27 protein-coding genes are annotated in these 24,968 nt (G+C 37.8%); 18 read left to right on the forward strand and 9 right to left on the reverse strand.

What is annotated here, in order from left to right; genetic code table 11:
- Positions 1–10: 10 nt before the first annotated feature.
- Positions 11–895 (reverse strand): cation diffusion facilitator family transporter, encoded by an 885-nt coding sequence (locus ACUN8G_RS02890; RefSeq protein WP_437345617.1) that lies wholly within the window; start codon positions 893–895, stop codon positions 11–13.
- A gap of 515 nt (positions 896–1,410) precedes the next feature.
- Between ACUN8G_RS02890 and ACUN8G_RS02895 the strand changes: the two genes are divergently transcribed.
- The 16 genes from ACUN8G_RS02895 to ACUN8G_RS02970 all read left to right on the forward strand — a co-directional run bounded on the left by ACUN8G_RS02895 (position 1,411) and on the right by ACUN8G_RS02970 (position 13,737).
- Positions 1,411–1,635: a DUF2061 domain-containing protein gene (locus ACUN8G_RS02895; protein ID WP_437345618.1), complete on the forward strand. Its 225-nt coding sequence runs from the start codon at positions 1,411–1,413 to the stop codon at positions 1,633–1,635.
- A 9-nt stretch (positions 1,636–1,644) separates the two neighbouring features.
- Positions 1,645–2,358: a phosphoadenylyl-sulfate reductase gene (locus ACUN8G_RS02900; RefSeq protein WP_437345619.1), complete on the forward strand. Its 714-nt coding sequence runs from the start codon at positions 1,645–1,647 to the stop codon at positions 2,356–2,358.
- Complete coding sequence (cysD, locus tag ACUN8G_RS02905; protein WP_437345620.1) at positions 2,358–3,239, forward strand: sulfate adenylyltransferase subunit CysD; 882 nt, start codon at positions 2,358–2,360, stop codon at positions 3,237–3,239. Before ACUN8G_RS02900 ends, cysD begins: the two co-directional genes overlap by 1 nt.
- A 25-nt stretch (positions 3,240–3,264) precedes the next feature.
- The gene (locus tag ACUN8G_RS02910; RefSeq protein WP_437345621.1) at positions 3,265–4,644 is read left to right on the forward strand and encodes a sulfate adenylyltransferase subunit 1; all 1,380 of its coding nucleotides are present in this window, start codon (positions 3,265–3,267) and stop codon (positions 4,642–4,644) included.
- Positions 4,637–5,926, forward strand: coding sequence for a uroporphyrinogen-III C-methyltransferase (gene cobA, locus ACUN8G_RS02915; RefSeq protein ID WP_437345622.1), 1,290 nt, complete (start codon positions 4,637–4,639; stop codon positions 5,924–5,926). Before ACUN8G_RS02910 ends, cobA begins: the two co-directional genes overlap by 8 nt.
- Positions 5,927–5,939: 13 nt before the next feature.
- Positions 5,940–8,132, forward strand: a complete 2,193-nt coding sequence (locus ACUN8G_RS02920; protein WP_437345623.1) for a nitrite/sulfite reductase — start codon at positions 5,940–5,942, stop codon at positions 8,130–8,132.
- Complete coding sequence (locus ACUN8G_RS02925) at positions 8,122–8,376, forward strand: sulfurtransferase TusA family protein (RefSeq protein ID WP_437345624.1); 255 nt, start codon at positions 8,122–8,124, stop codon at positions 8,374–8,376. The genes ACUN8G_RS02920 and ACUN8G_RS02925 overlap by 11 nt, the downstream gene beginning before the upstream one ends.
- Positions 8,377–8,432: 56 nt before the next feature.
- Entirely contained in the window at positions 8,433–8,873 is a 441-nt protein-coding gene (locus ACUN8G_RS02930; protein ID WP_437345625.1) for an RrF2 family transcriptional regulator, read from the forward strand.
- Complete coding sequence (gene cysK, locus ACUN8G_RS02935) at positions 8,870–9,832, forward strand: cysteine synthase A (RefSeq protein ID WP_437345626.1); 963 nt, start codon at positions 8,870–8,872, stop codon at positions 9,830–9,832. The genes ACUN8G_RS02930 and cysK overlap by 4 nt, the downstream gene beginning before the upstream one ends.
- A complete protein-coding gene (gene thiS, locus ACUN8G_RS02940; protein ID WP_437345627.1) occupies positions 9,807–10,025 on the forward strand; it encodes a sulfur carrier protein ThiS in 219 nt (72 codons plus the stop codon). The genes cysK and thiS overlap by 26 nt, the downstream gene beginning before the upstream one ends.
- The gene (locus ACUN8G_RS02945; RefSeq protein WP_437345628.1) at positions 10,015–11,250 is read left to right on the forward strand and encodes an O-acetylhomoserine aminocarboxypropyltransferase/cysteine synthase family protein; all 1,236 of its coding nucleotides are present in this window, start codon (positions 10,015–10,017) and stop codon (positions 11,248–11,250) included. The genes thiS and ACUN8G_RS02945 overlap by 11 nt, the downstream gene beginning before the upstream one ends.
- Before the next feature lie 9 nt (positions 11,251–11,259).
- Positions 11,260–12,060, forward strand: a complete 801-nt coding sequence (locus ACUN8G_RS02950) for a HesA/MoeB/ThiF family protein (protein WP_437345629.1) — start codon at positions 11,260–11,262, stop codon at positions 12,058–12,060.
- A gap of 11 nt (positions 12,061–12,071) precedes the next feature.
- The gene (locus ACUN8G_RS02955) at positions 12,072–12,551 is read left to right on the forward strand and encodes a DsrE/DsrF/DrsH-like family protein (RefSeq protein ID WP_437345630.1); all 480 of its coding nucleotides are present in this window, start codon (positions 12,072–12,074) and stop codon (positions 12,549–12,551) included.
- A complete protein-coding gene (locus ACUN8G_RS02960) occupies positions 12,548–12,775 on the forward strand; it encodes a sulfurtransferase TusA family protein (RefSeq protein WP_437345631.1) in 228 nt (75 codons plus the stop codon). The genes ACUN8G_RS02955 and ACUN8G_RS02960 overlap by 4 nt, the downstream gene beginning before the upstream one ends.
- Before the next feature lies 1 nt (position 12,776).
- Positions 12,777–13,169 (forward strand): M67 family metallopeptidase, encoded by a 393-nt coding sequence (locus ACUN8G_RS02965; RefSeq protein WP_437345632.1) that lies wholly within the window; start codon positions 12,777–12,779, stop codon positions 13,167–13,169.
- 70 nt (positions 13,170–13,239) lie between these two features.
- Positions 13,240–13,737, forward strand: coding sequence for a hypothetical protein (locus ACUN8G_RS02970; RefSeq protein WP_437345633.1), 498 nt, complete (start codon positions 13,240–13,242; stop codon positions 13,735–13,737).
- Here ACUN8G_RS02970 and ACUN8G_RS02975 read toward each other — a convergent pair.
- The 8 genes from ACUN8G_RS02975 to ACUN8G_RS03010 form a co-directional block, all read right to left on the reverse strand.
- Positions 13,734–14,108 (reverse strand): hypothetical protein, encoded by a 375-nt coding sequence (locus tag ACUN8G_RS02975; protein ID WP_437345634.1) that lies wholly within the window; start codon positions 14,106–14,108, stop codon positions 13,734–13,736. The two genes, ACUN8G_RS02970 and ACUN8G_RS02975, sit on opposite strands and share 4 nt — an antisense overlap.
- 35 nt (positions 14,109–14,143) lie before the next feature.
- Positions 14,144–15,082, reverse strand: a complete 939-nt coding sequence (locus tag ACUN8G_RS02980; protein WP_437345635.1) for an alpha/beta hydrolase — start codon at positions 15,080–15,082, stop codon at positions 14,144–14,146.
- Positions 15,083–15,258: 176 nt separating this feature from the next.
- Positions 15,259–18,837, reverse strand: coding sequence for a pectinesterase family protein (locus ACUN8G_RS02985; RefSeq protein WP_437345636.1), 3,579 nt, complete (start codon positions 18,835–18,837; stop codon positions 15,259–15,261).
- A 143-nt stretch (positions 18,838–18,980) separates the two neighbouring features.
- Entirely contained in the window at positions 18,981–19,772 is a 792-nt protein-coding gene (locus ACUN8G_RS02990) for a LytR/AlgR family response regulator transcription factor (RefSeq protein WP_437345637.1), read from the reverse strand.
- A 1-nt stretch (position 19,773) separates the two neighbouring features.
- On the reverse strand, positions 19,774–20,730 hold the full coding sequence (locus ACUN8G_RS02995; RefSeq protein ID WP_437345638.1) for a histidine kinase: 957 nt from the start codon (positions 20,728–20,730) through the stop codon (positions 19,774–19,776).
- A gap of 2 nt (positions 20,731–20,732) precedes the next feature.
- A complete protein-coding gene (locus tag ACUN8G_RS03000) occupies positions 20,733–21,818 on the reverse strand; it encodes a sensor histidine kinase (protein ID WP_437345639.1) in 1,086 nt (361 codons plus the stop codon).
- Positions 21,815–22,795, reverse strand: a complete 981-nt coding sequence (locus ACUN8G_RS03005; RefSeq protein WP_437345640.1) for a serine hydrolase domain-containing protein — start codon at positions 22,793–22,795, stop codon at positions 21,815–21,817. Before ACUN8G_RS03005 ends, ACUN8G_RS03000 begins: the two co-directional genes overlap by 4 nt.
- Positions 22,796–22,812: 17 nt before the next feature.
- Complete coding sequence (locus ACUN8G_RS03010) at positions 22,813–23,238, reverse strand: heme-binding domain-containing protein (protein ID WP_437345641.1); 426 nt, start codon at positions 23,236–23,238, stop codon at positions 22,813–22,815.
- Positions 23,239–23,349: 111 nt separating this feature from the next.
- Between ACUN8G_RS03010 and ACUN8G_RS03015 the strand changes: the two genes are divergently transcribed.
- Together ACUN8G_RS03015 and ACUN8G_RS03020 are read left to right on the forward strand one after the other, a co-directional pair.
- On the forward strand, positions 23,350–23,949 hold the full coding sequence (locus tag ACUN8G_RS03015) for a DNA-3-methyladenine glycosylase (RefSeq protein WP_437345642.1): 600 nt from the start codon (positions 23,350–23,352) through the stop codon (positions 23,947–23,949).
- A complete protein-coding gene (locus ACUN8G_RS03020; RefSeq protein ID WP_437345643.1) occupies positions 23,904–24,968 on the forward strand; it encodes a glycosyltransferase family 9 protein in 1,065 nt (354 codons plus the stop codon). Before ACUN8G_RS03015 ends, ACUN8G_RS03020 begins: the two co-directional genes overlap by 46 nt.

The raw sequence follows: 24,968 nt of genomic DNA on the forward strand, positions 1-24,968 counted from the left end.
AGTAAGTTCCTCAATCGGAATGCCCTTCTGGTTCTGCGTGTACCATTACTGTAATGTTTTTCACTTCTTTCATAATAGCTTTCTCTACTTTGTGAGAAATATCGTGCGCTTCGCCAATACTCAAGTTCCTTTTAACATGAATATTTATATCGACAAATCTATAAGGACCCGATTCTCTAATTTTAATATCGTGCGACTCGATAACTTCGGGTAGACTGTTTACGATTTGATAAATTTTTTCGTACAGTCCTTCCGGAGCTTTGTCGATCAAGGCATCGAAAGAACGTTTGCCAAGTCGGTAACTTACTCCTAAAATAATGATTGCCACCGCTAATCCAGCAACAGCATCAGTATAAAAGAAATTAAACGAAGCCCCCGTTAAACCGATCAGTACTACTGCCGAACTCCATATATCGGTTGAAAAATGGAGAGCATCTGCTTCAAGCGCCTGGCTGTTGTGTTTGACCGCCGCTCTTCTCAATGCCCTCGAACGCGATATGTCGACCACTATTGAAGTAATCACTACAAGGAAAGCCCAGACATTAACTTCAATTTCGACTTCGTTCGTAATAAGTCGTCGTATAGCTTCATAAATTATCCAGAAACTTGTAATGAATAAAAGAAGGGTTTCGATCAGCGCCGAATAGTTTTCGATTTTACCATGCCCGTAATGATGTTTTTCGTCCGCCGGTTTATCTGAAATATTAACTGCCAGATACGTAATACCTGCAGCAATTAAATCGAGCGCCGAATGAAGCGCTTCGGATAAAATGCCGAGACTGCCTGTCATCATGCCGACGATTATCTTAAAAGCTGTGAGCATCAACGCCGCCAGTACCGACAGTAGCGCTACATTCTTTTTTTCCTTTATTGTTTCAGTTTTTGTTTCTACCACTTGATCACTTCTAATGCTTTGGCTTTATTAATTAAAGCTTTATATCGATTTATTCTATATAAAGAAATTTTATCTATTTTAGAAATAAATTCAAATTTATACTTGACACAATATCTTATTATTATTATGTTTGCCCTCAAAATCAGGCAATGTAACATGTCAGTACCCCAAAAAAATAATTTTTGTTGTGCTTGTTGTATGATGAACCTCACGACTTCGAGGCGGAGGGTATGATATAAGTTTTATGCCGATAAAATTTTATAAATAAAGCCCTTCGCACTCGAAGGGCTTTTTTTTTAATATCAATCGAGGAGCAATAAAATGAGAACGAAAATATTACATAAGCGCAAGAGTAAATATCTGTCTTTAAGAAAGCATTCATTTTCCAGCCCTTCCATGCCCTACCTTATGCAAGCTCACTGCGCTTGTTCTTGTTGTTGTTAGTCCCATAAACACACCAGCACTTTAGAACTATTTTACTATCGAGGATTTAGTCCGTTAATCGGGAGTAGTCTATGTATGAAAAACCATACAGGAGTATAATTAAATCGATCTCGTGGCGCATTACAGGCACAATCGATACGATGCTTATATCATACTTGATAACAGGTAGTATCGAGACTGCAGCTTCAATAGGTGGTATTGAAATTTTTACAAAAATGATTCTCTACTTCATCCACGAAAGACTATGGAACAAAATAAATATTGGGAAAAAATCAGAACCCGAATATCACATTTAGGAGCATATTATGAAAGGAAAAGAAATTCTTGCAGAAAACTTAAATAATCTCGACGCGTTTTCTGTATTAAAAAAATTAATTGAAAGTTATGGAAACCGGGTTGTTTTTTCGACAAGCTTCAGCATTGAAGATCAGGTAATTACCGATATGCTCACAAAAATAACCCCGAAGCCCAACATATTCACATTAGATACGGGCAGATTGCACGAGGCCACATACAAAACATTAGAACTTACACGCGAGCATTACAACATAGATATTAAAATCTATTTCCCTGATTACAACAAAGTCGAAGAGATGGTTTTTCGTCACGGCGTTAATCTTTTTTATAAAAGCGTGGACTTGCGTAAATATTGCTGTAGTATTAGAAAACTGGAGCCTCTCTCAAGAGCCTTAAGAAATGCAATGGTCTGGATTACCGGTCTTCGAAGAGAACAGTCGATTACGCGTAAAAATATCGAACTGGTCGAGGAGGACAATCTACATGGAGTAATCAAAATTAACCCGCTTTACAACTGGAGTGAAACCGAAGTTTGGAATTATATCCGTACTCAGAATATACCATACAATAGCCTTTACGAAAAAGGATACACAAGTATAGGCTGCGAGCCCTGCACTCGACCGATTCAGCCTGGCGAGGAGACGCGTGCAGGCAGATGGTGGTGGGAGCACCCCGAGACAAAAGAATGCGGATTACACATAAAACAACGGGAGAATCAATAATGGATTACATCGACAAACTTGAAGCGCACAGCATTTATATATTCCGTGAAGCCTACCGCGAATTTAAAAATCTCGCAATGCTCTGGTCAATCGGAAAAGACAGCACCGTTCTCTTACATATAGCACGGAAAGCCTTTTTCGGTCATTTGCCGTTTCCACTGGTTCATATCGACACTTCATTTAAAATTCCGGAGATGATCGAATACAGAAATCGTCTTGCAAAAGAGCTGGGATTCAATCTTATCGTAGGTCAAAACACCGAAGCTCTTAAAAGCAAAAAAACATTTCCCGACGGGAGTGTGGACAGAATTACATGCTGCCAGTTATTAAAAACCGAAGCTTTGATAAATACATTATCGGGCAAATGGAAACGACTTAAATTAGACCATTCCACCGGCGCTTTTGTTGAAGACGAGAATACAGAGGCTTACACAGGCGTTATAGTTGGCGTCCGTTCTGATGAAGAAGGCAGTCGTTCAAAGGAGAGATATTTTTCTCCGCGCGACAAAAACAGCGACTGGGATATAGGCGACCAGCCGCCTGAATTCTGGAATCAGTTCAAAACTGAATTTGCACCCGGTACACATGTTCGTATTCATCCCCTGCTTGACTGGACGGAATTGAATATCTGGGAATACATTCGAAGGGAAAATATTCCCGTAGTTTCTCTTTACTTCGACAATGGTTTCGGAATGCGTTACAGGTCACTAGGTTGCTATCCGTGCACCAAGCCAGTTGAATCTCAGGCAAAGAACGTTGACGAAATTATAGAAGAGTTACGTTCAGGTAAATTCGCAAATATAGCCGAACGCTCAGGGCGGCAGCAGGATAAAGACGGAGGTGGTACACTTGAAGAACTGCGCCGCTCCGGATATATGTAATAAATAAATCAACAGAGGTTTTTAAATGAAAGAAAGAATGAATATCGTTTTCGTAGGCCATGTGGACCACGGCAAGAGCACTTTAATCGGGCGACTCCTATCAGATACCAACTCATTGCCCGAGGGAAAACTTGAACAAGTAAAACGCACGTGTCAGCTCAATTCCAAACCTTTCGAATACGCTTTTTTGCTCGACGCTCTTAAAGACGAACAGGCACAAGGAATTACTATTGATACTGCAAGAGTCTTTTTCAAAACAAGCAAACGCGAATATATAATTATCGATGCCCCGGGTCATATTGAATTTCTGAAAAATATGGTCAGTGGAGCTTCCAGAGCCGATGCGGCCATTCTAACGATCGACGCTCAGGAAGGCATTGCCGAAAACTCGCGACGGCATGCTTATATGCTATCCATGCTCGGTATCAATCAAATTGTCGTCGCTGTTAACAAAATGGATCTGGTAAATTACAGTCGAGATGTTTTCGAGAACATAAAAACTAATTACTCCATTTTCCTGACTGAAATTGGAATAACGCCAGTTGCTTACGTTCCGGTCTCGGCACGCGAAGGGATTAATTTAATTGCGCATTCAGATCGTACACCCTGGTACAGGGGAAAAACAATAATCGATTTAATTGACGACTTTAAGTGCTCTCGGTCGGATCCGGAAAACAGCTTCCGAATGTTCGTACAGGGCGTTTATAAATTCACAGAAAAAAACGACAACAGAAGAATAATTGCTGGCACAATTAATTCAGGCAGAATTGAACGCGGCGACGAAATTATCTTTCTCCCATCAGGCAAAACAAGCAACGTTAAATCGATTGAAATATTTGGCAAAGAAGACGTTAATAGCGCCGAAGCTGGAATGGCAATTGGCCTTACTATTACTTCGGAACTCTATATTAAAAACGGCGAATTGATATGCAAAAAGGGGGAAAAACTTCCATCCGTTAGCAATCGTTTTAAAGCCAATATCTTCTGGATGGGTAAAAATAAATTAACTATCGGGAAAAAATATAAAATCAAACTGGGCACATTTAAATCAGAACTCTTTATTGAAAAAATCGAAACATCACTTGATGCCTCTACTCTCAGAATAAACACAAATCCTGAAAATGTTAATCGACACGAAGTTGCTACAGTGATTTTAAACACTCTTAAACCCGTGGCTTTCGATTTAAGTAATGAAATTAAGGACACCGGTCGATTTGTAATCGTGGAAGACTACGATATAGCCGGAGGCGGTATTATAACTGAATCGTTGCCTACAAGTGATATTCATCTACAACCTGATTATACTCAATTCGAAATCGAACTCTACAATTTGATTAAAAAATATTTTCCACACTGGGAAATAAACATCATTAAAAACCAGAACGAAAGGGGCATACATGTATAAGATAAATTCGTTGCCAATACTACTACGTAACCCCCGTATATTATTAATCGGAGGAGGCATAGTTGCCTTGCAAAAGATAACCGTACTCCTCCAGAATAATATCGATTTTTTTGTTATAGCAGAGAAATTTTGCGATGAGTTAAAGAATATGAAATTCAATCGTAAAATAAAATCATTTACAAAGGATGACGCTGAGGGATTTAATATCATAATCGATGCAACGGGAAATAAAGAAGTTAATCGCCTGCTGAAAGAATTGAAAGAAGAACGTTTCTTTTTACTCAATACGGTAGACGTACCCGAAGAGTGTGACTTTTATTTTTCTTCACTTCTACTCTACAAAAACCTGAAAATTGCTGTTTCGAGCGATGGTGCAAGTCCAACTTTGACCCAGGTAGTTCGAGATAAAATAAAGGAGTATTTACCAAATAAACTCGAACAACTGGCAGAAAAAAAATTAAACGAGCGTATTGAAGGCATAATTGATATTGAATCGACAAAAGCCGAAACGCTACGTTTGTTTGGAAAAGTTTTTATTGTAGGTTGCGGAATCGGGGGGGGCGAACTTCTCACAGTAAAAGCGTACCATATTTTAAAAAAAGAAATTGATGTAGCAGTTTATGACAATCTTGTCTCCGACGAGATCCTCTCCATTCTTCCTGATAGGGTTGAAAAAATTTATGCGGGCAAGTCGAAAGGAGACCATTCAATGACTCAGGAAGAAATAAATCAATTACTGGTAAAATTGGCCTCCGAAGGAAAACATGTCGGACGCCTCAAGAATGGAGACCCTTACATATTCGGAAGGGGTAGTGAAGAAGCACTTTATCTGATTAATAATAATATTGACGTAGAAGTAGTTCCTGGCATTTCGTCTGTAACTGCTGCTCCGCTACTTGCAGGTATTCCACCGACTGCACGTAATTTTTCCTCCTCTGTGTCAATAGTTACAGGTCATCTCAAAGGAGGCGAATTCGATTATTCCTGGATCGATCTACTAAAAAGAAAAAATCACACAACAATTGTGCTAATGGGAGTAACTTACGCCGATAAAATTTCTGCTTATGCAAGAATAAAATCTGTAGACGATTTCACTCCCGTTGCTGTTATATCTAATGCTGGCAGACCAAATCAAAGTGTGGCCATCGGAACCATATTGGAATTAGAAAGTCTTGCAAAAGAAGCTTCTTCACCGTCAATGCTGGTTTTTGGTGATGTTGTTAACCTATCTCGGATCTTGCCTCGATATTCTGTAAGCGAGTTAATCAATCAACAAGCATGAAAGGAGAAAGATAATGAATAATGTGCTGGATAAAATTGATATCAATCGCGGTTATGATATCTACAAAGAAATAGAGGAATACGAAACAGTTATTCAGAACTTCCTCGATAAAAAAATTCACCCGGAGAGATTCAAAAGCTTCCGTCTCGTTTTTGGTACTTACGGCGTAAGACACCATGACGAGGGAATTCATATGCAACGGATTAAAATCCCCGGCGGATTCATTCTTTCAGAACAAATGAAAACGATTGCCGAGCTGACGCAAGATTATGCCGCATCTGGCCATGCCCATATCACGACACGACAGGACATTCAACTTCATTATGTGTCTTTAGAAAATATTCCCTCGTTGCTAAGACGATTGGCAAAAGTTGGAATTACCACACGGGAAGCTTGCGGCAATAGCATTCGCAATATTACAGCTTCTTATCTCAGCGGTATAAATCCAGACGAAATTTTTGATATAGTACCTTACGCTCTCTACTGCACTCGTTACTTCCTGCGTCACCCGCTATCTTCGACACTACCGCGTAAATTTAAGATCTCCTTTTCGGAAAGCGAGGCCGACTTTGCATACGCCCGGATGCACGATATCGGAGCAATTGCACAAGTTGTTAATGGCAAACGAGGCTTCAAAGTTTATGCCGGTGGAGGACTCGGAGCCGTGCCGATGACCGGCCATTTATTGACCGATTTTATAGATGAAGTCAAATTCTATCTGTTAATAGAATCAGCACTACGAATCTTTCACAGACACGGACGACCAGAAAGAGAAAATCGTAATAAAGCACGAATGAAATTCTTTATATCCAGAATTGGTTTCGAAAATTTTCAGGAAAAGGTATTTGCCGAGCTGGACTTACTCAAAAAAATCCGAAAGATCGACAGCGATTTAAAAAAATACATTGAAAACTTTCCTCTCCCATCGCCTACAAAAAACGGAAGAGAAGACAGTTTCCCAAATAACAGAAAAATATCCAGCCCTATCATACGAGAATTTAATGAACTGCCGGAGAGTGGCAACTGGAATCTCTTTGCCGAAGGAATTATTGAGCAGCGTCAGGACGGCTATCTGGCGCTATTAATTAAACCAGAGCTCGGTAATCTTACACCTGAGGAATTCAATACAATCGCTGAACTATCTGATAGATATGGAAGCGGTTATGGTATATTCACACCTACACAAAATATTTTAATTCCCTGGATAAATAAGGAATTAATTTATGATGCGTATAATTTTCTCAATGAAAGGTCGTTTTTCAAAAAAGCTTCGGGTTCAACTCGCAACATTGTCTCGTGCCCGGGAGCTTTTTCGTGTAGACTAGCAGTGACCCACCCTTACAATCTGGCACAGGATATTGGAAAGAACAACGAGGAACTTGGCGGTTTGCGTATTCACATTTCTGGTTGTCCAAATTCGTGTGGCCAGCATCATATCGGCGATATCGGTCTCTACGGCGCCTCGATTAAAAGCGGCGATCGACTCGCACCACATTACGTTGTTCTTTTAGGCGGAAATATTCATATCGGTAAAATTGGTAAAGTTATCGGCAAAATACCTGCAAGGTTTGCCCATGAATTCGTTTCGAAAGTTGTAAAACTCTGGGAAGAAAATAAAAAGAATAATGAGCAATTTTACGAATTCGTCGAAAGAATGGGATTCGAGCCATTCAGAAAAATTCTCGCAACATACATGGCATCTCAAAACCTGTCAAACGATATATATAAAGAGCCTGGCTTCGAGGAAGATTTCAAAATGGAAGCCGAAAGCAGAGGAGAATGTGCCGGTAGCCTGCTCGACTTGATGGCAATAAACCTCTTCGATTCGATACGCTATATTTACGAAGCTGAAGACTACATTAAAATTGGCGACATCGACAGTGCACGCAATAAATGTCTCGAAGCGCTATTGCTTTCTTCCAGAATGTTTGTTTTTCTCGACGGTATCGACTCTGAAAACGAAGACGAAATTCTTAATGAATTTATTGCCAGAATTGTGCCCAGAAAATGGCTCTGCAACGATTGGAGCGACCTCAAAAACAGATATTACCAATGGAAAAGCAATTCCAATGCAGATATTACTGAATTATTAAAATATTCGAAAGATTTCGTATACGATTGCGATAAATCTTTCGTTCGTCTTCAACCAAACCTTAAAATACAACAATGCGCAAAAATAGAAGGAGAAGTTCATTATGAAAACTGAACTCAACACTTCAACTCACATCCTGGATTTAAGTGGAGTTGCTTGCCCTATAAATTATTTAAAAGCAAAATTAAAACTCGAAGAAATTCAAGCTGGCGAATATCTTGAAATAATTCTCGACGATGGCCAACCGATTAAAAATGTTCCTCTCTCCCTACAGCAGGATGGGCATGAAATTACGAAAAAAGAAAAATTTAACGAGAATCAATGGAAAATAATCGTCAAAAAAGAGGCACAAGGTTGACTTTAATTTAGTAATTAGGTATAATTGCTACCAATAAGATTAAAATGGTAGTGTATATGAAACTTTCAACACGCAGTCGTTATGGAGTCAAAATTTTGTTAGAAATTGCAATAGCTAATGCAAATACAACAAGGGGAGAAAATGTGCCGGTAACAATAAAAGATATCGCCGTAAAACAAAAAATATCTGAAAAATATTTGAGTAAATTGATAATTACACTTAAAGGTGCAGGCTTGATTAAATCATTTAGAGGTACAAATGGCGGATATCTTCTTGCACGGCAACCTTCGGAAATCAATATGCTAAATGTGGTCAAAGTGCTGGAAGGCGATTTATTGATTTCAGAAGTCTCGAGGTCGGATAATTACTGTCCAGTAGAGAATATGTGGGTAGGTTTACGCTCGAATATAGAAGACTATTTAAGAAACATAAATCTTAACGACTTACTCGAAGATTACACAAAGCATAATACAAAAGCGATTTCATTTGAAATATGAAAATAGCTGAAAACATTACAAAGTTAGTTGGCAAAACACCGCTTGTATATATAAATAAAATTACACAGAATGCATATGCACGGGTGGCAGCCAAGCTGGAAGCCTTTAATCCTGGAGGCTCGGTTAAAGACAGAATTGGACTGGCTATGATCGAAGATGCCGAAGATAAAGGAATTTTAAAACCTGGTAGTTTGATAATCGAACCAACATCAGGAAATACAGGATTAGCTCTGGCATACGTCGCAGCCGCAAAAGGTTATAGAGTAATCATTACCATGCCGGAAAGCATGAGTATTGAAAGAAGAAAAATACTTGAACTATTCGGAGCGGAAGTTATTCTTACTCCTGCCGAAAAAGGCATGAGCGGTTCGATAGAAAAAGCTGAGGAGTTACTCAAGAAGTATCCAGACGCTTTTATGCCGTATCAATTCCGCAACAATGCAAATCCGGAAATTCACCGTCGTACTACTGCGCTTGAAATCTGGAACGATACCGACGGTAAAGTTGATATTTTTGTCGCTGGTGTTGGAACTGGCGGCACAATTACTGGTGTGGCAGAAATTCTAAAATCTAAAAAACCAGAGATAAAAATTGTAGCTGTTGAACCTGCGAGTTCTCCGGTTTTATCTGGTGGTAAACCCGGACCTCATATGATACAGGGTATTGGTGCAGGATTTATACCCGAAGTGCTCAACACTGAAATTATCGACGAAATAATACAGGTCAAGAACGAAGAAGCAATTCGAACGAGCAAAAGAATAATTGCCGAGGAAGGAATTCTTGCTGGCATATCGAGCGGTGCCGCAATGTATGCAGCGCTAAAGCTTGCTGAATTGCCCGAAAACAAGGACAAATTAATCGTAGTTATTTTCCCGGATACAGGTGAAAGATATTTATCGCTCTCATTCTTTTCTAATAACAATGGAGTAAATTATGAAACTGACAATCAACGGCAATAATGAAAATATAGAGAAAGATAAATTAACCGTCTCTGAACTTCTAAAACTTAAAAACGTAGAAATGCCCGAGATGGTTTCTGTCGAGTTAAATGGCGAAATACTTGACAGAGAAAAATACGACTCTACCGAACTGCAAGATTCTGATGTAATTGAATTTCTTTACTTTATGGGTGGAGGTAAAATTGAATTTTGAAACTGCGGCAATTCATGCCGGGAAATTATTAATTGAAAAAACTGGTGCCACACAAGTCCCGATTTATCAAAGTGCTTCGTTTGCTTACGAAACGGCAAGCGATATTGCAAGTGTGTTTCAAGGCAGACAGTTCGGTTATCTCTATTCGCGAATTACTAATCCAACAATAACAACTTTCGAACTCAGAATGAATGCACTCGAAGATGGCATTGGAGCTATAGCTACTTCTTCTGGAATGTCTGCCATTGCTACAGTGATTTTTACTCTTGCCGAAAATGGTAGTGAAATCGTTGCTTCAAAGTCTCTTTTCGGAGGCACCTATATTTTCTTTAATGAAATTTTAAATTACTCTGGTATTAATGTAAAATACGCTGACTTCAATTCACCAGCTGAAATCGAGAAATCTATAAACGACAAAACACGCCTAATATTTCTTGAATCGATCAGCAATCCGAAACTTGAAATTTATGACCTCAAAAAAGTTTCTGATCTTGGACATAAATATAATCTTCCTGTTGTAACAGACAACACATTAACCACGCCTTATTTATGGCGTGCAAAAGAATATGGGGCCGACGTAATAATTCACTCTGCTACTAAGTTTATTACCGGAAATGGTACGGCAGTTGGCGGTATTTTAATTGATACTGGGAATTATAATTGGGAGTTACATCCATCACCTAAAATAAAATCGCTTATCGAAAAGGCTGGCTCCTTTGCATTTATAGCGGCAGCTCGTTCAAAAGTATATCAAAATTTTGGCTTCGCACCTGCTCCACAAAATGTATTTTTTCACCTTCTGGGACTGGAGACTTTAGCTTTAAGAGTGGAAAAACATTGTTTTAATGCCTCGAAACTTGCTGAATTTTTATTGAAACATCATAAAATTAAATCGGTTAATTATCCCGGGCTTAAAGATAATAGATACTATCAATTGGGCAAGAACCAGTTTAATAATCGATTCGGAGGATTAATTACAATTGAGTTAAATACAAAAGAAGATTGTTTTCGTTTAATTGATAATCTTAAATACACAAAGAATTCTGCCAATCTTGGAGACTGTCGCACTCTCATTATTCATCCTGAGTCTACAATCTATTCAAATTGCAGTCAGGAAGAAAAAGAGAATGCAGGTGTTACATCGTCCTTAGTTCGGATTTCTGTTGGTATTGAAAATATTGACGACATAATTGAAGACTTCAGCAATGCACTCGACAAAATTTAAGAGGATAAAATGAATTTCACAGAAGAACAAATATATCGATATAGCAGGAACATAATTCTAAAAGAAGTAGGGGGAAAAGGACAGGAAAAGTTACTCAATTCGAGAGTACTTGTCATTGGTGCTGGTGGACTCGGTTCTCCCTTACTTCTCTACCTTGCTGCAGCAGGAGTAGGAACACTCGGGATTATCGACAGCGACGTTGTCGACCTGAGTAATCTCCAGCGACAGGTTATCCATTTTACAGACGATCTGAACAGATCAAAAGTAGAATCCGCTGCTGAAAAAATTTCTCGTATCAATCCGGATGTAAAAGTAATTCCTCACAAGGTCAGACTCGATTCTACAAACATCGAAGAAATTATCAAAGACTACGACTTCATTATCGACGGAACAGACAATTTTCCTACTAAATTTTTAATTAACGATGCATGTGTTATGCACGGAAAATCTTTTTCACATGCGGGCATACTTCGATTCGAAGGACAAACCTTCACACATATTCCAGGCAGCATGTGTTACAGATGTATTTTCAAAGAACCACCTCCCAAGGGTGTAGTGCCAACATGTAGTGAAGCCGGCATTCTAGGCGCTGTGGCAGGTGTTATCGGAAGCATTCAAGCAGTTGAAACGCTAAAATATCTAATCGGTGCTGGAGATTTATTGACCAATCGACTCCTTACATTCAATGCTCTCAAAGGAAGTTTCAGAGAAGTTAAACTCAACAAAAATAAAAATTGCCCGCTCTGTGGAGAAAATCCGACTATTACCGTACTTACTGATTACGAACAACCAGCGTGCGATTTAAAGTGAGGAACAGGGAAATGGCTAATAAAAAGAAAATATCAATAGTTCTTTTCAGCGGCGACTTCGACAGAGCTATTGCAGCTTTTACAATAGCTTCTGGAGCTGCCGCAGTTAATTACGAAGTCAACCTTTTCTTTACATTCTGGGGCTTAAATACAATCAAACAAAAGAAAGGCAGAAGCGCAATCGGCAAAGGTTTTCTTGCGAGAGCCTTTAATTTTCTGATGGGAGGTTTTAAGAACCTACCCCTCAGCAGATTTAACTTCGCCGGTATCAGTCCTAAAATTATGACCGGAATGATGAAAAAAAGAAACGTTGCTACTCTTAATGAACTTATAAACGCTGCTATTCAATTAAAAGCAAATTTTTATGCCTGTGAAATGTCGATGAATATTCTGGGTTTGAAAAAGGAAGACTTCATTCCCGAAATAAAAGAAGTCCTGGGTGTAGCTAAATTTCTAAATTTATCAGAAGACGGAGAAATTTTATTTATATGAAAAAATATAAACTCGACATAACCAAAGACCATTGTCCGATGACCTTTGTAAAAACGAAGCTTGAATTAGAAAAACTTTCGAGCGGCGAGATACTCGAAGTAATTCTTAAAGAAGGCGAGCCTTTGGAAAACGTGCCTCGTACAGCCGAAGAACAGGGAAATAAAGTGATCGAAATAAAACACATTCAAGACGATATCTATCTCGTGACAATTCAAAAGGGATGATATGCTTCAAATACCCAGACAGATCATTGAAAAGATAATCGAACATGCCAAACAAGATTATCCGATTGAAGCCTGTGGATACCTGACAGGAAAAGACTGCGTAGTAAGCGATATAATAAAAATGACTAATACAGATAAGTCCAGCGAGCACTTCTCGTTCGACCCGAAAGAGCAGTTTCAAGCCGTTAAATATGCTCGAAGCCGCGCCGAAAGTCTTATTGCCGTATATCATTCTCATCCGGATACTCCCGCTCGAATGTCGCAAGAGGATATTCGTCTGGCAAACGATACAGAAATAAATTACATAATATTTTCGGTCAGGGACAATACGATGAGGTGTTTTAAAGTCGATAAAAACAAAAATGTAATTGAAATTCCTATTCGTGAAGTATGATTTAAATCATAAGCCACACTTGACTTAATTTGTCTCATAATTTAATATTGAGTGTGAAAAAGGGATATGTATGAACATAAGCGCAAACATAACGATACATCCTTTGCACGAGTATGTTAATACAAAACTCGACCCCAATAATATACGCACAATCAGCCAGTTGCAAAAAGACGCTCAATATGATTCCTTTCATAAATATTTTATTCCCGAAGAAGTTAGCAAAACAATAACGGAAAACTCTGATGAGAGGAAATCTGAAGAATTAAGATTCAGAGAAAACTCGCCAATAGCACGCCCGCTCGAAGGCACTCAAATTTTTAACAATACGGTTAAAATCAACAAGAAAAAATTAGAAAGATATTTCTCGTTCAACAAAGGATTTCAATCCGAAGAGGAAGAGGTAGTTGAGACGAAAGAAAATTTTGAATTTTACATTGTTACAAATGATAAATATGAATTTAATTCGGACACACAAAAACCACTTACCTACCTTCAGAGAATCGTCAAGAAGACCTACCGCGCTGGATACGTAAAAGACCCCGGCACTCTTGTGAATTTATCCGCTTAATTATCGTAGTATCCTTTCTTTTTGTATAGCTTTGCGCCGTAGGTTCTTTCGTTCCCAATTTGATTTATTATATAATGTTTTTCCGGTTTACCGTTAATCTCCAGTATCTCGTATCCCACTACACCCCGTTTAATTAGAGAGGCGAGCATTTTCATAAATTCTTCTTTCTCGGCTGCATTCAGATCACTGAGATCAAGTCTATCCTTCCTGCCGAGATTTAAGAATTTATCAAGCTTATCGAAAACTCTTGCTGTATTTGAAATTTCAGCAGAATCCGGTGAAATAGAATTGCTGTCGGTTCGCGATGTTTCGGATTTCAATTGTGCAAAAAGCGTACTAAGAAAAAATTTATTCCCCGATACAGGTTCCATAGTTTTTTTATTTTATTATCGATTGGATTCAGAAATTAGTTGAGGATTTTTTTCAAAAAACCGTCGATCCAATCGACCACCTGTTCTTGCCATGGATGAAAAAGCCAGAACGGGTGAGGAGTATTTTCAATTGTATGTACTTCGGAATAAATACCGTGCTCATTTAATATTTTAATCGCCTCATCTCGTCCCGCATGAAAGCGTGGTAAGGAGCTATTAATAAAAAGCATGGGCGGAGATGTACTGTCGACATATTTAAGAGGTGAGGCTTCGATCCATAAAGAGGGATTTTCTTTATAAGTAAACCCGAGCCATTGTTTAGCCGCTGAAGGTTTAGAGGGGATGGAATCCTTCCCACTTTCAGAAGGAGTTGTCATATCGTAAACGCCGTCTACATCAATAATTGCAGCTGCATTAATAGCGCAATTTTTTGCCGATAATTTTTCAATTTTATCCGTTAAAGCTGCCATTGCTGCAATTTGACCACCTGCCGACATCCCCATCAGAACAATTTTAGAAGTATCAATTTTATAAACATCTGAATTTTCTTTAAGCCAGCAGATTGCTCTTTTAACATCAAGGATTGCTACCGGATAGAGAGCTTCGGTCGAAAGTCTGTATTCTACTGTAGCACAAAGATAATTTTTTCTGGCAATGCGGGATGCAATTGGATGCTCCATTTCTTTGTACCCAGAACGCCAGCCACCACCGTGAACAATTACAACCAGCGGAAGTTTTTTAGCATGGCCCGCAGGCATAAATAAATCGAGCAATAACTTTCTTTGACCTTCTGAGTAATAAATTACGTTCTTTAAGATTTGCAAACCTTGCGAATCAAGTTCAGCCGGCTTAACAAACGGATATTCTTTTTTAATCTTTTCATAAGCACTTTTAGTTGTAAACGAAGTATCTCTGTTAAACTGTGCAATAGCTAGTATGGGCAAAAAAAAGATTAATGCAAATGTTTTTTTCATAACGAAGACCAATAGTGTTTACTGTTACGAAATTTATCAGATCACTCAATTTAAAATTACAGCTTGTTTTATTTCTTATCTAATCAGTATGAAAAGATTTAATTCATAAGTTATATACTGCATTAAACAATCAATAAAAAGGAAGCCCTATGAATCAGGGCTTCCTGTAATGAAATTTATTTTAGAAGTAGCATTTTATGAGTAATTATTTTTTCATTTGTTTGCAGCTGGTAAAAATAAATACCGCTTGCCAGATTCGAAGCATTAAATCGCACTTCATAATTACCTGGATTCTGGTTTCCATCAACAAGTATTTTTACTATTTGGCCGGTTACGTCGTATATAATCAATTTAACGTTACTTTGAGCTGGTAAAGAATACTTGATTTTAGTTTCCGGGTTAAATGGATTGGGATAATTCTGTGATAAAGAGTATTCTGATGGTATTTCATTGCTACTGTTATTATACTCTTCGACAGAAGTAATTACATCGGGCATCCAGCTATATCCAAAATTAGGATGAGAATCTTTCGAAAAGATATTTTCGATTGTATAGAGCTTTGCTTCTTCGTCAGTAAGTTGTCGTGAAATCGACTTAATGCGGTTAGTAGTGTCGGAACCAGGACCAAAGCATTTATACTCAGCATACAATGCAGGAGTAACGTTCCAGGTTGACCATCCAGCTGGATTAAGGGATTGAGGTTCATAACAATTGATAAATACTGTTCTGGGTTTATCCTGCCATGGTCTACCGAGTACAAAAGTTGTTATTGGCCTTCCGTCGAAACCGACCGAATCCGCAGAAATAATGCAGTCCTTAAACACATAACCAAATTTCGATACGGCCTCGGTGCTGGCGGCTGTAAGTGTTCCGCCTTCACGATTAATATGAATTTCGCATGAATCAAACAGTACTATATCTCGACCAAATATAAAATCGACCGATCCTTCGATGTAACAATTCTTCATATAAATTCTTCCGGTACCTCTACCGCCCCACGTGTAATAAGTATCCTGATAACCGAGTAGCCTGCAGTTGTAATATTGTTGTCTATCACCGTTAACTCTAAGAGCTACTGCTTGTTCACTGCTACCGTGTGTTCCGTCGTTCTTAATTGTATTTTGAAATGTTATGTTGATTGCAGTAAAATCGTCGGCGTCTATTGCCACACTATACGATTTTGATGTACCCAGATTATTTTTACCTGCATAGTCGTCATAAGTAAGAATTGTGCTATCTCTGTCTTCGCCTTCGAGAATTACATTTGTTTTAGTTGAAGGCAGCAGCAATTTTTCGTAATAGACTCCTTTTTTAACCAGTATTCTGTATTTGCCGGTATAATAATCCGGAACATCGTCAAATGCAGCTTGAACGGATGTGTAATCGCCTGTGCCGTCGAGAGCAACGATCTTGGTTACATCAGGAGCCGGCTCCTGCGTTGTAAAAGAAAATTCTTCGCCGTAACCTGTACCAATACTGTTTGTTGCATAAGCTCGTACGTAATATGTGGTATTTGGTTCAAGAGGATACATTATACTCTTGAATGCACCAAGTCCACTTCCATTCTCTGTTTTATTATCGTTAATTGTAGGATTCCCCTTTGTATTCCAGCAAACACCGCGGACTATTACCGTATCGCCGCCCCATTTTTCAACAGTGCCTCCGCTTACAGCTGTTTTAGTCATAATTTCTGTTACCTCTGCAGTTGTAACTGTGGGTACCATTAAAGAATCGAGCGTTTCGAATACAACTTCATTTCCGTAGGCAACACCTGCATCATTAATTGCATAGGCCCGGACGTAATATTTGGTTCCTGGTTGCAATCCCGTTAATTTACTTACGAACTTTCCTGAACCACCTCCATCATCAGTTTTATTGTTGTCGATAGTTGGATTTCCCTCAGTATTCCAGCAGACGCCGCGTTTTGTAACAACAGCCCCACCATCGGATGGAATGTTTCCGCCACCTGTAGCAAACGTTGTTGATATATCCGTAATTTCAGAAGTTACAACTTCCGGAGGATCAGCAGTAACACCCAAGACGTTACCGTATATCATCACGCTGTCAACTGCAATTAATTTTGCCCATCCTTCAGCCTTTGTATTATGAGGATAAATAAGCAGATAGAATGATTCGCCTGTATTGATTGTCTCTTCTAATTTAGCTCCGAATTTTGCAATCTTATTTCCAGGAAGAGAAGTATCAGCAATCAAAATAGTTTTGTTAACAAATGATGAATCTTTTGAATAGTAGATTGCTGCTTTTAAATTGCTCGAAAACCATCCGCCCAGGTAGAGTGAAACAGAATCGACATAAAGTGTACCGCCGAACTTCGGTTTAATTACATAGCCAAAATAGAGCGAATCTGTCGGGAGAGGTTCGGCATACCATTCTTTCGAAACAGTTTGAACAGCACCTACTTTGTGATCATTCCCTTCAGTGTCCTGTAGATTTGTCGTTCCGTAAAATTTCATTGCACTGCTGTAAAATGGTTTTTGAGCAATTACGGGCCCTGTTGATTCCCATTCTTCACCTGTTTCATAGGGCCATAGTACATTTGACGAAACTGGACTACCTTCCACTTCGCCAGCAATAAGAATGTTCTGGAGGCACAGATATTTGCCGGTTTTTACCGCTGGATCTTCGTTCCACGGATAAACTCTAAAATAAAATTTTTGACCCGACATCACTTTAACGTTCAGATCAAAAGTAAAACTTTCGAGTGCTGTAGCATTTAAATAATTATTACCGCTCTGGTCGCTTGTATGATAATCGAGTTTTACAGCATTTGTAAAATCCGGATTTGTAGAATACCACAAGTTAGCTTTAAAGGTACTGGAGCTTTTTGCACCGATGTCAAGACTCAAAGAATTAACATACAGTGTATAGCCGGCTTTTGGGGCAACTGTAAATTGAACATAAACTGTATCAATCTGGTCGGTTAAATTTGCTGGCCAGGAATTATTTGTATTTGCCATTCGGATTCGCTGGCTATTATTGGGACCAGTATAACCGTTAATTTCAGTATTTACAAAGAGCTCCTGTTCGGCAATAACCTGCCCAGTTGTAATAACATTAACTCCCGTTCCCCCCTCGTCGGGATTTGTAAGCGGCCAGGAAGCACTTGCGGGATATGTTATTCCTTTTGTTTCACCCCAGATAATAACGTCCTGCACATAAAGATATTTGGATGTAGAAGGCGAGCCTTCGTACCATGGATAAATGCGCACAAACAGCGTATCGCCATCATTTATTTTTTCATTGATTATAAATGAATAAAGCGTATCGCTACCGTTGCCGAGAACAAGCGGGTTTTCGTTTAACTTATGAGGATTATCAAAAGACGAATTAATGTCGTAAACAACGTCGGCACGGATGTAGCTGGTACCACCTCCGCCCAGATAGAGGGTTATTGAATCGGCATAAAATGTAAAGTTGGGTTTAGGAGTAACTGCAAATTGTACCCATCTTGATGCGACAGGCCCTGTTTCATTTCCCCATTGTATTGGATTTGTACCATCGTGGGGCCACCATCTCTGGTTAGTGCCCAGTGGACCTGGATTGCTACCCGTATAACTTCGCACTACAAAGCCGGGACTTCCTATTTCAGGAAAACCAATTAAATTACCCTGAACTACCGAGACATTCTGACTGTCCGGCGGTACGCATTTCCATTCGACGAAAGATTTACTTTGAGAAAATGCGGAAATCAAAGGAATTAATAAGAAGAGTAAAACGATAAATCTCTTTTTCATAAACACCCCATTAGAATTTATTAATAATAGTCACTGGGACTGTATTCAACAATAAAGTTATCGATTAAGTATTTTTAATGAAAGTATTTTTCGATCAAAAGGGGAATATGAAAGTTAAAATGGATTTTTTTGCGATGAAATTATCAAAGCGAGGCTGACATTTTATTTATTGCCTCTTTGTAGTTTCTGCTCATTTTTAATTTGACACCCGATTTTAAAATAACGAGATAATCTCCGTGTTCGCTCGAAACCAGCCTGTCAATCTTTTCAATGTTTACAATTATTGAGCGATGTATGCGAACAAATTTTGATGGATCGAGTTTCTTTTCAATAATGTGAAGTCTACCTCGCTCCAGAAATTCATCCTCTCGCGTAAAGATGTTCAGGTAGTCGCCTTCTGCTTCAATATATTCAATATCGTCTATGTCAATTAATTTAATTACGTTCTTCCGTTTAATTGTAATCCTTCTGAGATAATCTTTATAGCTGGATTGAGTTTTGCCTATCGAATTTAAGTACTCATTAATCAATTCTTTAATACTGACACCATATTCTCGTCGATTGTTTGTTTCAATCAGTTCGAGTGCATACTTAACAGCAGCATCAAACCTCGATGTATTTATTGGTTTCAGTAGATAATCCGTCGCGTGCACTTCAAAAGCTTGCAAAGCATATTTATCGTATGCAGTTATAAATATGATCACTGGAATCTCTTCTGTTTTCAATCTATTGAGCATCTCAAATCCACTCATACCAGGCATTTGAATATCCAGAAAAACAAGTTCAGGTTTATATTTATTTATTGCGTTTAAGCCTTCCTTCCCATCGCTGCATTCGGCTACAACATAAATATTGTTAAACTTTTTCAAACGCAGTAATATGCCTTCGCGAGCATGTTCTTCGTCGTCAACTATTATAGCTTTGATTCGTGACATTCTAGTTGTTCCGATTAATGTAATTAATTTTTATTGTCCTGTTGTTTAAAATTACTTCAATTTGACCGTCATCTTCGAGGTTTAAAATAGTTGTGACACTACTCTCATTTTCTGCTTGCTTCAATTCATTTTGCAAAAGATTTTTCACTGCATAAAATAATGAATAAGACGAAAGCTTTTTGTCAAACACATCGTTGAGTCCAGCTGATTCGAGTTTCAAATTTTCCTCGTATAATATTTTTCTTAAACTGATATACTTTTCTAACAGTGCAATTTGTGAACGGATATCAATATAATCCTCATCATTGTATAGAATCAATCTGATGTAGTCGCTCAACTCAGTTAGTAAATCTTCAGCTTCTTCGTATTGAGAATTTGCTATAAACGATTTCATTTTATTAAGAGCGCGATCAATAAGCTCGGGTTGAATTTTTGATTGTGTATCTGTTAATTCAATCCTTGCGAGCTCTTCTTGCATTTTGTAAAGGTATAGATTTTTTTCAATGGTTTTATTGCGCGTTTGAATCGAATAATAAACAGCTGCGAACAATATGCAAAAACCGTAATCCATCCATACCTGAGGATTTACAATCAGCATGTCGTATAATTTTGAATAATCTGCTTTATTGATAAAAAATAAATCTACCTGATGCTGTAAAACTTGATGCATGATTATTAAAAGAGTAGAAACGAGTGTAATAAAGAGAGTTTTAGTTAAACGGCTTTTTGTCTTTAATTTAAGCAATAGATATCCGACAAGAGCAAGAATTATCAGATACCAATTATAAATTAAATTAGACATGAAAAGTGAGAATAGGTGTTTTGTTTTATGAAATACAAAATATTCCTGGAACGTATTTATTATCGCAATCAAAGTAAGTAAGAGTATGAACGAGAAAAAATACTTAATTACAGGTAACTGATAATTATTTTCTAATAAGTCGGTTTTTGTTTTCACTTTTAGTTCAACTTTTTAATTATCGGAATCGATATTCGATTTACAAATCCACTTGAAGTTTGTTCTGCGCTGAAATAATAGTCATCTTTGAAAAGATAAGAAAGCTGGTGCTCTACTATTTTGAGTCCCACTCCACTTTTTTCAATTTTATTGCCGTTACAATTGTGGCAATTATCCTCAATTTTTATTTCAAGTTTGTTATGATTTTTTTCTGCGGATATACAAATTATCCCCTTGCTTTTATTTTTCGAAATGCCATGTCGAATTGAGTTTTCGACTAACGGTTGAAGAATAAAAGGCGGAATAAGTGCATCAAGCAACGTTTCATCAATAGCGTATTTAATTTCCAGTCGTTCACTGAGCCTAACTTTTTCAATTTGTAAGTAAGTTTGCACAAATGAAATTTCCTCGTGGAGCGTTACAAATTCATTCGTTCCTTCTTCTGCAGCTTTTCGGAACAATGCGCGTAAATTTTCAATAACCTCGATCGCTTTTTCTTTTTCCCTTTTTAAAATAAGAGTGGATATTGTGTTGAATGTATTAAAAATGAAATGTGGATGAAATTGATTTTTCAATCTTTTCAAACGCACAGCAGCAAGTTCGGATTTCAATTTCCACATTTCGATTTCTTCTTCTTCATACTTTTTGCGGGATTCGGTAATATTTATACCAACAGAAATTACAAAAAAGACTACCAGATCGACCCAAGCCCACTGACTTCTGAATATTCTTTTGTAAATCAATGTTTTCACATCGAGAAAATCGAGAAATCCATATATAATGATCGCCGACAAAATTTGGTGCAACGAGACAATTATCAGCGGTAGTAAGAAGTACAAAAATACTTTGCCAGCGATTCTATTTTTGCCAAATCTTTCAAATGCAAAGAAAAGAAGGGGAGTTATAAACAACCAGTAATACCAGTAAACTAAATTAAACGAAATGTGCCAGATCAAACTGAAACTCTGATTTGCTTCGGGATCAAATACTAAATAATGCTGTATTGCAACAATTAGAGCAATTATTGTAAGTGCCGTCAGCTCAATTATTACAAGATGCGAATAATATTCGTTTTTCAATTTCATCATTTATGGTTAAGCAAGAACTTATCGATCAAATCAAATACCACATAAGTTGAAGCAAGCACATTCCATCGGGAAGTGTTTACAACAACCACCTTTAATTCTGGTATTACAATTAAAAATTGTCCTCCCCATCCAGCAGCCAGATAAGAATTATATTTACCGAATTTTCGAGTATGCCAGTGATATCCGTAACCGCCAATTTGCTCGAATCCGTCAAAATATTTTCTGGTCGATTTCTCAATCCACTTGCCGCTTACTATCACTTTGTTTTCCCACACTCCTTCGTTTAGCAACATAATTCCAATTTTTAGCAAGTCTTTCGGCTTCATCCACAGCTCAGAATTTCCTTTATAAATTCCATCTCTGGCTTTCGACCATTTTATGTCGTTAATTCCAAGCGGATTAAATAAGTATTTGCGTGCAAATTCAAGAGTACTCATTCGTGATGTCCGCGTAATTATGACCGAAAGCAAGTGGGACAAACCACTGTTGTAATTCCATTTATCGCCCGGATTATTCTCAAGTGGAACATTATTAATCAAATATAAAGCCGGATTTTCGCTATTGTCCCATCCACTTCTTATTTTACCGCCAAGGTTATTCCACTTGAAACCCGCAGACATAGTAAGCAAATCTCTAATAGTAATTTCGAACTTGCGTTTATCGCGTATTCCTGCAAACAATTCCGGCAGCAGCTCAGATACTCTGACATATTCATTCTCGATGTACCCTTTGTCGATGGCAATTCCTATAAGTAATGAAATAATACTTTTAGTCACAGATTTAAGATTGTTCAGCTTTTCCGAATCAAAATTATTAAAGTAATGCTCATAGAGAATATTTCCATCATTATAGATTATTATAGAGTGAGTTAATGGATTTGATTTGTTGTACTCTTTGATATATCGGTCGAGCTCTTGAATCTGCGCATTAATATTAATCATACAAATAACAAGGACAATAAAAATTTTCAGTTTCATTATTTATGCAGCTGATATTAATAACCGAGCGCCCATTTTTTAATAATACTTTTTTTAATAAAGTCGAGTTTAACATTTGGCCTGGTTAAAGTATAAACATATTTAGGCATTTTATCGTTTTCAATTTCCTCCCATAATTCTTTCTTGAGATGCGATTTCTTATTAGCATCGTATGTTTCCCACTCGGAAAAATTTAATTCACTTCTGCCCTCTTTTACATCTTTTTCGATCAGCAAAGAAAAAGGTGCGATATAAGAATACCACGGCCATTTAGTTTCATTCGAATGGCAGTCATAACACGACTCTTTCAATATATTTTTAACTTCCTGAGGTGCTTTCAAGTCTCCTTTTACCAATGGGTTTTTACGGTCTACCTTAATAAATTGAATGCCGATCAAACCCACTGTCAGTATAACAATGAATATTTTTATATAAAGTTTCATTATTCCTCCTTATGAGTCATGTTCAATATAAAACATTTACCGTACTATTATCAATCGTTTATGATTTTTATTTAGATGTTCGTAATTTTGTTATCATCAAACACGGATTCGATGTATAAAAAACTACCACTGTCGTTTTACAGACGCGATGTGCATACAGTTGCCCGCGAATTGCTTGGCAAAGTTTTTATTAAAAATGAAAAGAATGCCATTCTCTCCGGCATCATAGTAGAAGTTGAAGCCTACGACGGACGTATCGATATGGCGGCTCACTCTTACAATGGCAAAACCCAGAGGAATAAGGTAATGTTCGAAGGCGGTGGAAATCTATATGTTTATTTCACATACGGAATGCATTTTTGTGCTAATGTTGTAACTGGCAATGAAGGCGAGGGATCTGCAGTTTTAATTCGCGCAGTCGAACCACTCGAAGGAATTAACATAATGGCTTTAAATCGATTTGGCAAAACTGAAATTACCGAACGGGAAAAACTAAACTTAACAAGCGGTCCAGCAAAATTTTGCAAGGCATTTAACATCGACAAAACATACAACGGCATTCCCTTGATCGGAGATCTGATCTTTATTGCTGAAGGAGAAAGTCCAGACCCTGAAAACATCGCAGTTACAAAAAGAATAGGCATTAAAAAGTCAGCTGAGCTTGAATGGCGCTATTATATCAAGAACAATCGATACGTCTCTTCAAAATGAATAAGCCCGAAAATATATTAATTATCAGAACAGATAGAATCGGCGACGTTACGTTAACCCTTCCAATGGCTTACGTTATCAAAAAATTTTATCCCGATTCTAAAGTTACCTTTTTAGTAAGAGAATATACCAGACCACTTGTAGACAATAACAAATACATCGACGAAGTGCTTATTTTAAAAGAGAAGAATGGCCGACTAATATTCAGAGAGAACCTCAACCTGCTGAAAAATTTCGATACTTGCTTTCTTGTCCATCCTACTTTTAAGCTTGCCACATTAATATTAATGGCGGGCATTAAAGTTCGAATTGGAACAGGCTATCGCTGGTATTCTTTTTTATTTAACAAGAAAGTTTATGAACACCGCAAATATGCCGGAAAGCATGAACTCGAATTCAACCTGTCGATGCTCAAACTAATTGGCATCAGTTATGATATAAATATTGACAGAGTTGACTTCGGATTGAAACCAGATATGACGGTATTAGAGAATGTAAAAATGGTTCTCAACAAAAGGGGAATAAACATAAATTCAAAGATAATAATTATTCATCCCGGCAGTGGGGGAAGCTCGGTCGATCTACCCGTCGATAAGATGAAACTATTAATTGCAAAATTATCTGAAGTAGACGGCATTGAGATTTTAATCACAGGTAGCAAATCGGAAGCGGAACTTTGCAATAGTTTAATTGTAAGCGACAAAACAAAAAACCTGGCGGGAATTTTTAATCTGAACGAATTAATCGCTCTAATAAATTTATCTGATATTTTAATAGCAAATTCAACTGGCCCGATTCACATTGCAGCTGCTCTGGATAAATTCGTCGTCGGATTTTATCCCAAAGTAGTTTCCTGCTCAGCTGAACGATGGGGTCCTTATACGAGAAATAGAGCCGTATTCAAACCGGAGACGGAATGCAGCAATTGTAGTATTAAAAAATGTTTACATACAAATTGCATGGCAACTATCGACATTGATAAAGTATTCAATGTCATAGCTAATAAATTGAGTGTATAG

The organism is Melioribacter sulfuriphilus (genome assembly GCF_052656625.1).

What these genes read in the sequence shown, in the direction of transcription:
- ACUN8G_RS02895 (WP_437345618.1), top strand. Translation starts at nt 1,411, where the DNA reads ATGTATGAAAAACCATACAGGAGTATAATTAAATCGATCTCGTGGCGC.
- ACUN8G_RS02900 (WP_437345619.1), top strand. Translation starts at nt 1,645, where the DNA reads ATGAAAGGAAAAGAAATTCTTGCAGAAAACTTAAATAATCTCGACGCG.
- cysD (WP_437345620.1), top strand. Translation starts at nt 2,358, where the DNA reads ATGGATTACATCGACAAACTTGAAGCGCACAGCATTTATATATTCCGT.
- ACUN8G_RS02910 (WP_437345621.1), top strand. Translation starts at nt 3,265, where the DNA reads ATGAAAGAAAGAATGAATATCGTTTTCGTAGGCCATGTGGACCACGGC.
- cobA (WP_437345622.1), top strand. Translation starts at nt 4,637, where the DNA reads ATGTATAAGATAAATTCGTTGCCAATACTACTACGTAACCCCCGTATA.
- ACUN8G_RS02920 (WP_437345623.1), top strand. Translation starts at nt 5,940, where the DNA reads ATGAATAATGTGCTGGATAAAATTGATATCAATCGCGGTTATGATATC.
- ACUN8G_RS02925 (WP_437345624.1), top strand. Translation starts at nt 8,122, where the DNA reads ATGAAAACTGAACTCAACACTTCAACTCACATCCTGGATTTAAGTGGA.
- ACUN8G_RS02930 (WP_437345625.1), top strand. Translation starts at nt 8,433, where the DNA reads ATGAAACTTTCAACACGCAGTCGTTATGGAGTCAAAATTTTGTTAGAA.
- cysK (WP_437345626.1), top strand. Translation starts at nt 8,870, where the DNA reads ATGAAAATAGCTGAAAACATTACAAAGTTAGTTGGCAAAACACCGCTT.
- thiS (WP_437345627.1), top strand. Translation starts at nt 9,807, where the DNA reads ATGAAACTGACAATCAACGGCAATAATGAAAATATAGAGAAAGATAAA.
- ACUN8G_RS02950 (WP_437345629.1), top strand. Translation starts at nt 11,260, where the DNA reads ATGAATTTCACAGAAGAACAAATATATCGATATAGCAGGAACATAATT.
- ACUN8G_RS02955 (WP_437345630.1), top strand. Translation starts at nt 12,072, where the DNA reads ATGGCTAATAAAAAGAAAATATCAATAGTTCTTTTCAGCGGCGACTTC.
- ACUN8G_RS02960 (WP_437345631.1), top strand. Translation starts at nt 12,548, where the DNA reads ATGAAAAAATATAAACTCGACATAACCAAAGACCATTGTCCGATGACC.
- ACUN8G_RS02965 (WP_437345632.1), top strand. Translation starts at nt 12,777, where the DNA reads ATGCTTCAAATACCCAGACAGATCATTGAAAAGATAATCGAACATGCC.
- ACUN8G_RS02970 (WP_437345633.1), top strand. Translation starts at nt 13,240, where the DNA reads ATGAACATAAGCGCAAACATAACGATACATCCTTTGCACGAGTATGTT.
- ACUN8G_RS02975 (WP_437345634.1), bottom strand. Translation starts at nt 14,108, where the DNA reads ATGGAACCTGTATCGGGGAATAAATTTTTTCTTAGTACGCTTTTTGCA.
- ACUN8G_RS02980 (WP_437345635.1), bottom strand. Translation starts at nt 15,082, where the DNA reads ATGAAAAAAACATTTGCATTAATCTTTTTTTTGCCCATACTAGCTATT.
- ACUN8G_RS02985 (WP_437345636.1), bottom strand. Translation starts at nt 18,837, where the DNA reads ATGAAAAAGAGATTTATCGTTTTACTCTTCTTATTAATTCCTTTGATT.
- ACUN8G_RS02990 (WP_437345637.1), bottom strand. Translation starts at nt 19,772, where the DNA reads ATGTCACGAATCAAAGCTATAATAGTTGACGACGAAGAACATGCTCGC.
- ACUN8G_RS03000 (WP_437345639.1), bottom strand. Translation starts at nt 21,818, where the DNA reads ATGATGAAATTGAAAAACGAATATTATTCGCATCTTGTAATAATTGAG.
- ACUN8G_RS03005 (WP_437345640.1), bottom strand. Translation starts at nt 22,795, where the DNA reads ATGAAACTGAAAATTTTTATTGTCCTTGTTATTTGTATGATTAATATT.
- ACUN8G_RS03010 (WP_437345641.1), bottom strand. Translation starts at nt 23,238, where the DNA reads ATGAAACTTTATATAAAAATATTCATTGTTATACTGACAGTGGGTTTG.
- ACUN8G_RS03015 (WP_437345642.1), top strand. Translation starts at nt 23,350, where the DNA reads ATGTATAAAAAACTACCACTGTCGTTTTACAGACGCGATGTGCATACA.
- ACUN8G_RS03020 (WP_437345643.1), top strand. Translation starts at nt 23,904, where the DNA reads ATGGCGCTATTATATCAAGAACAATCGATACGTCTCTTCAAAATGAAT.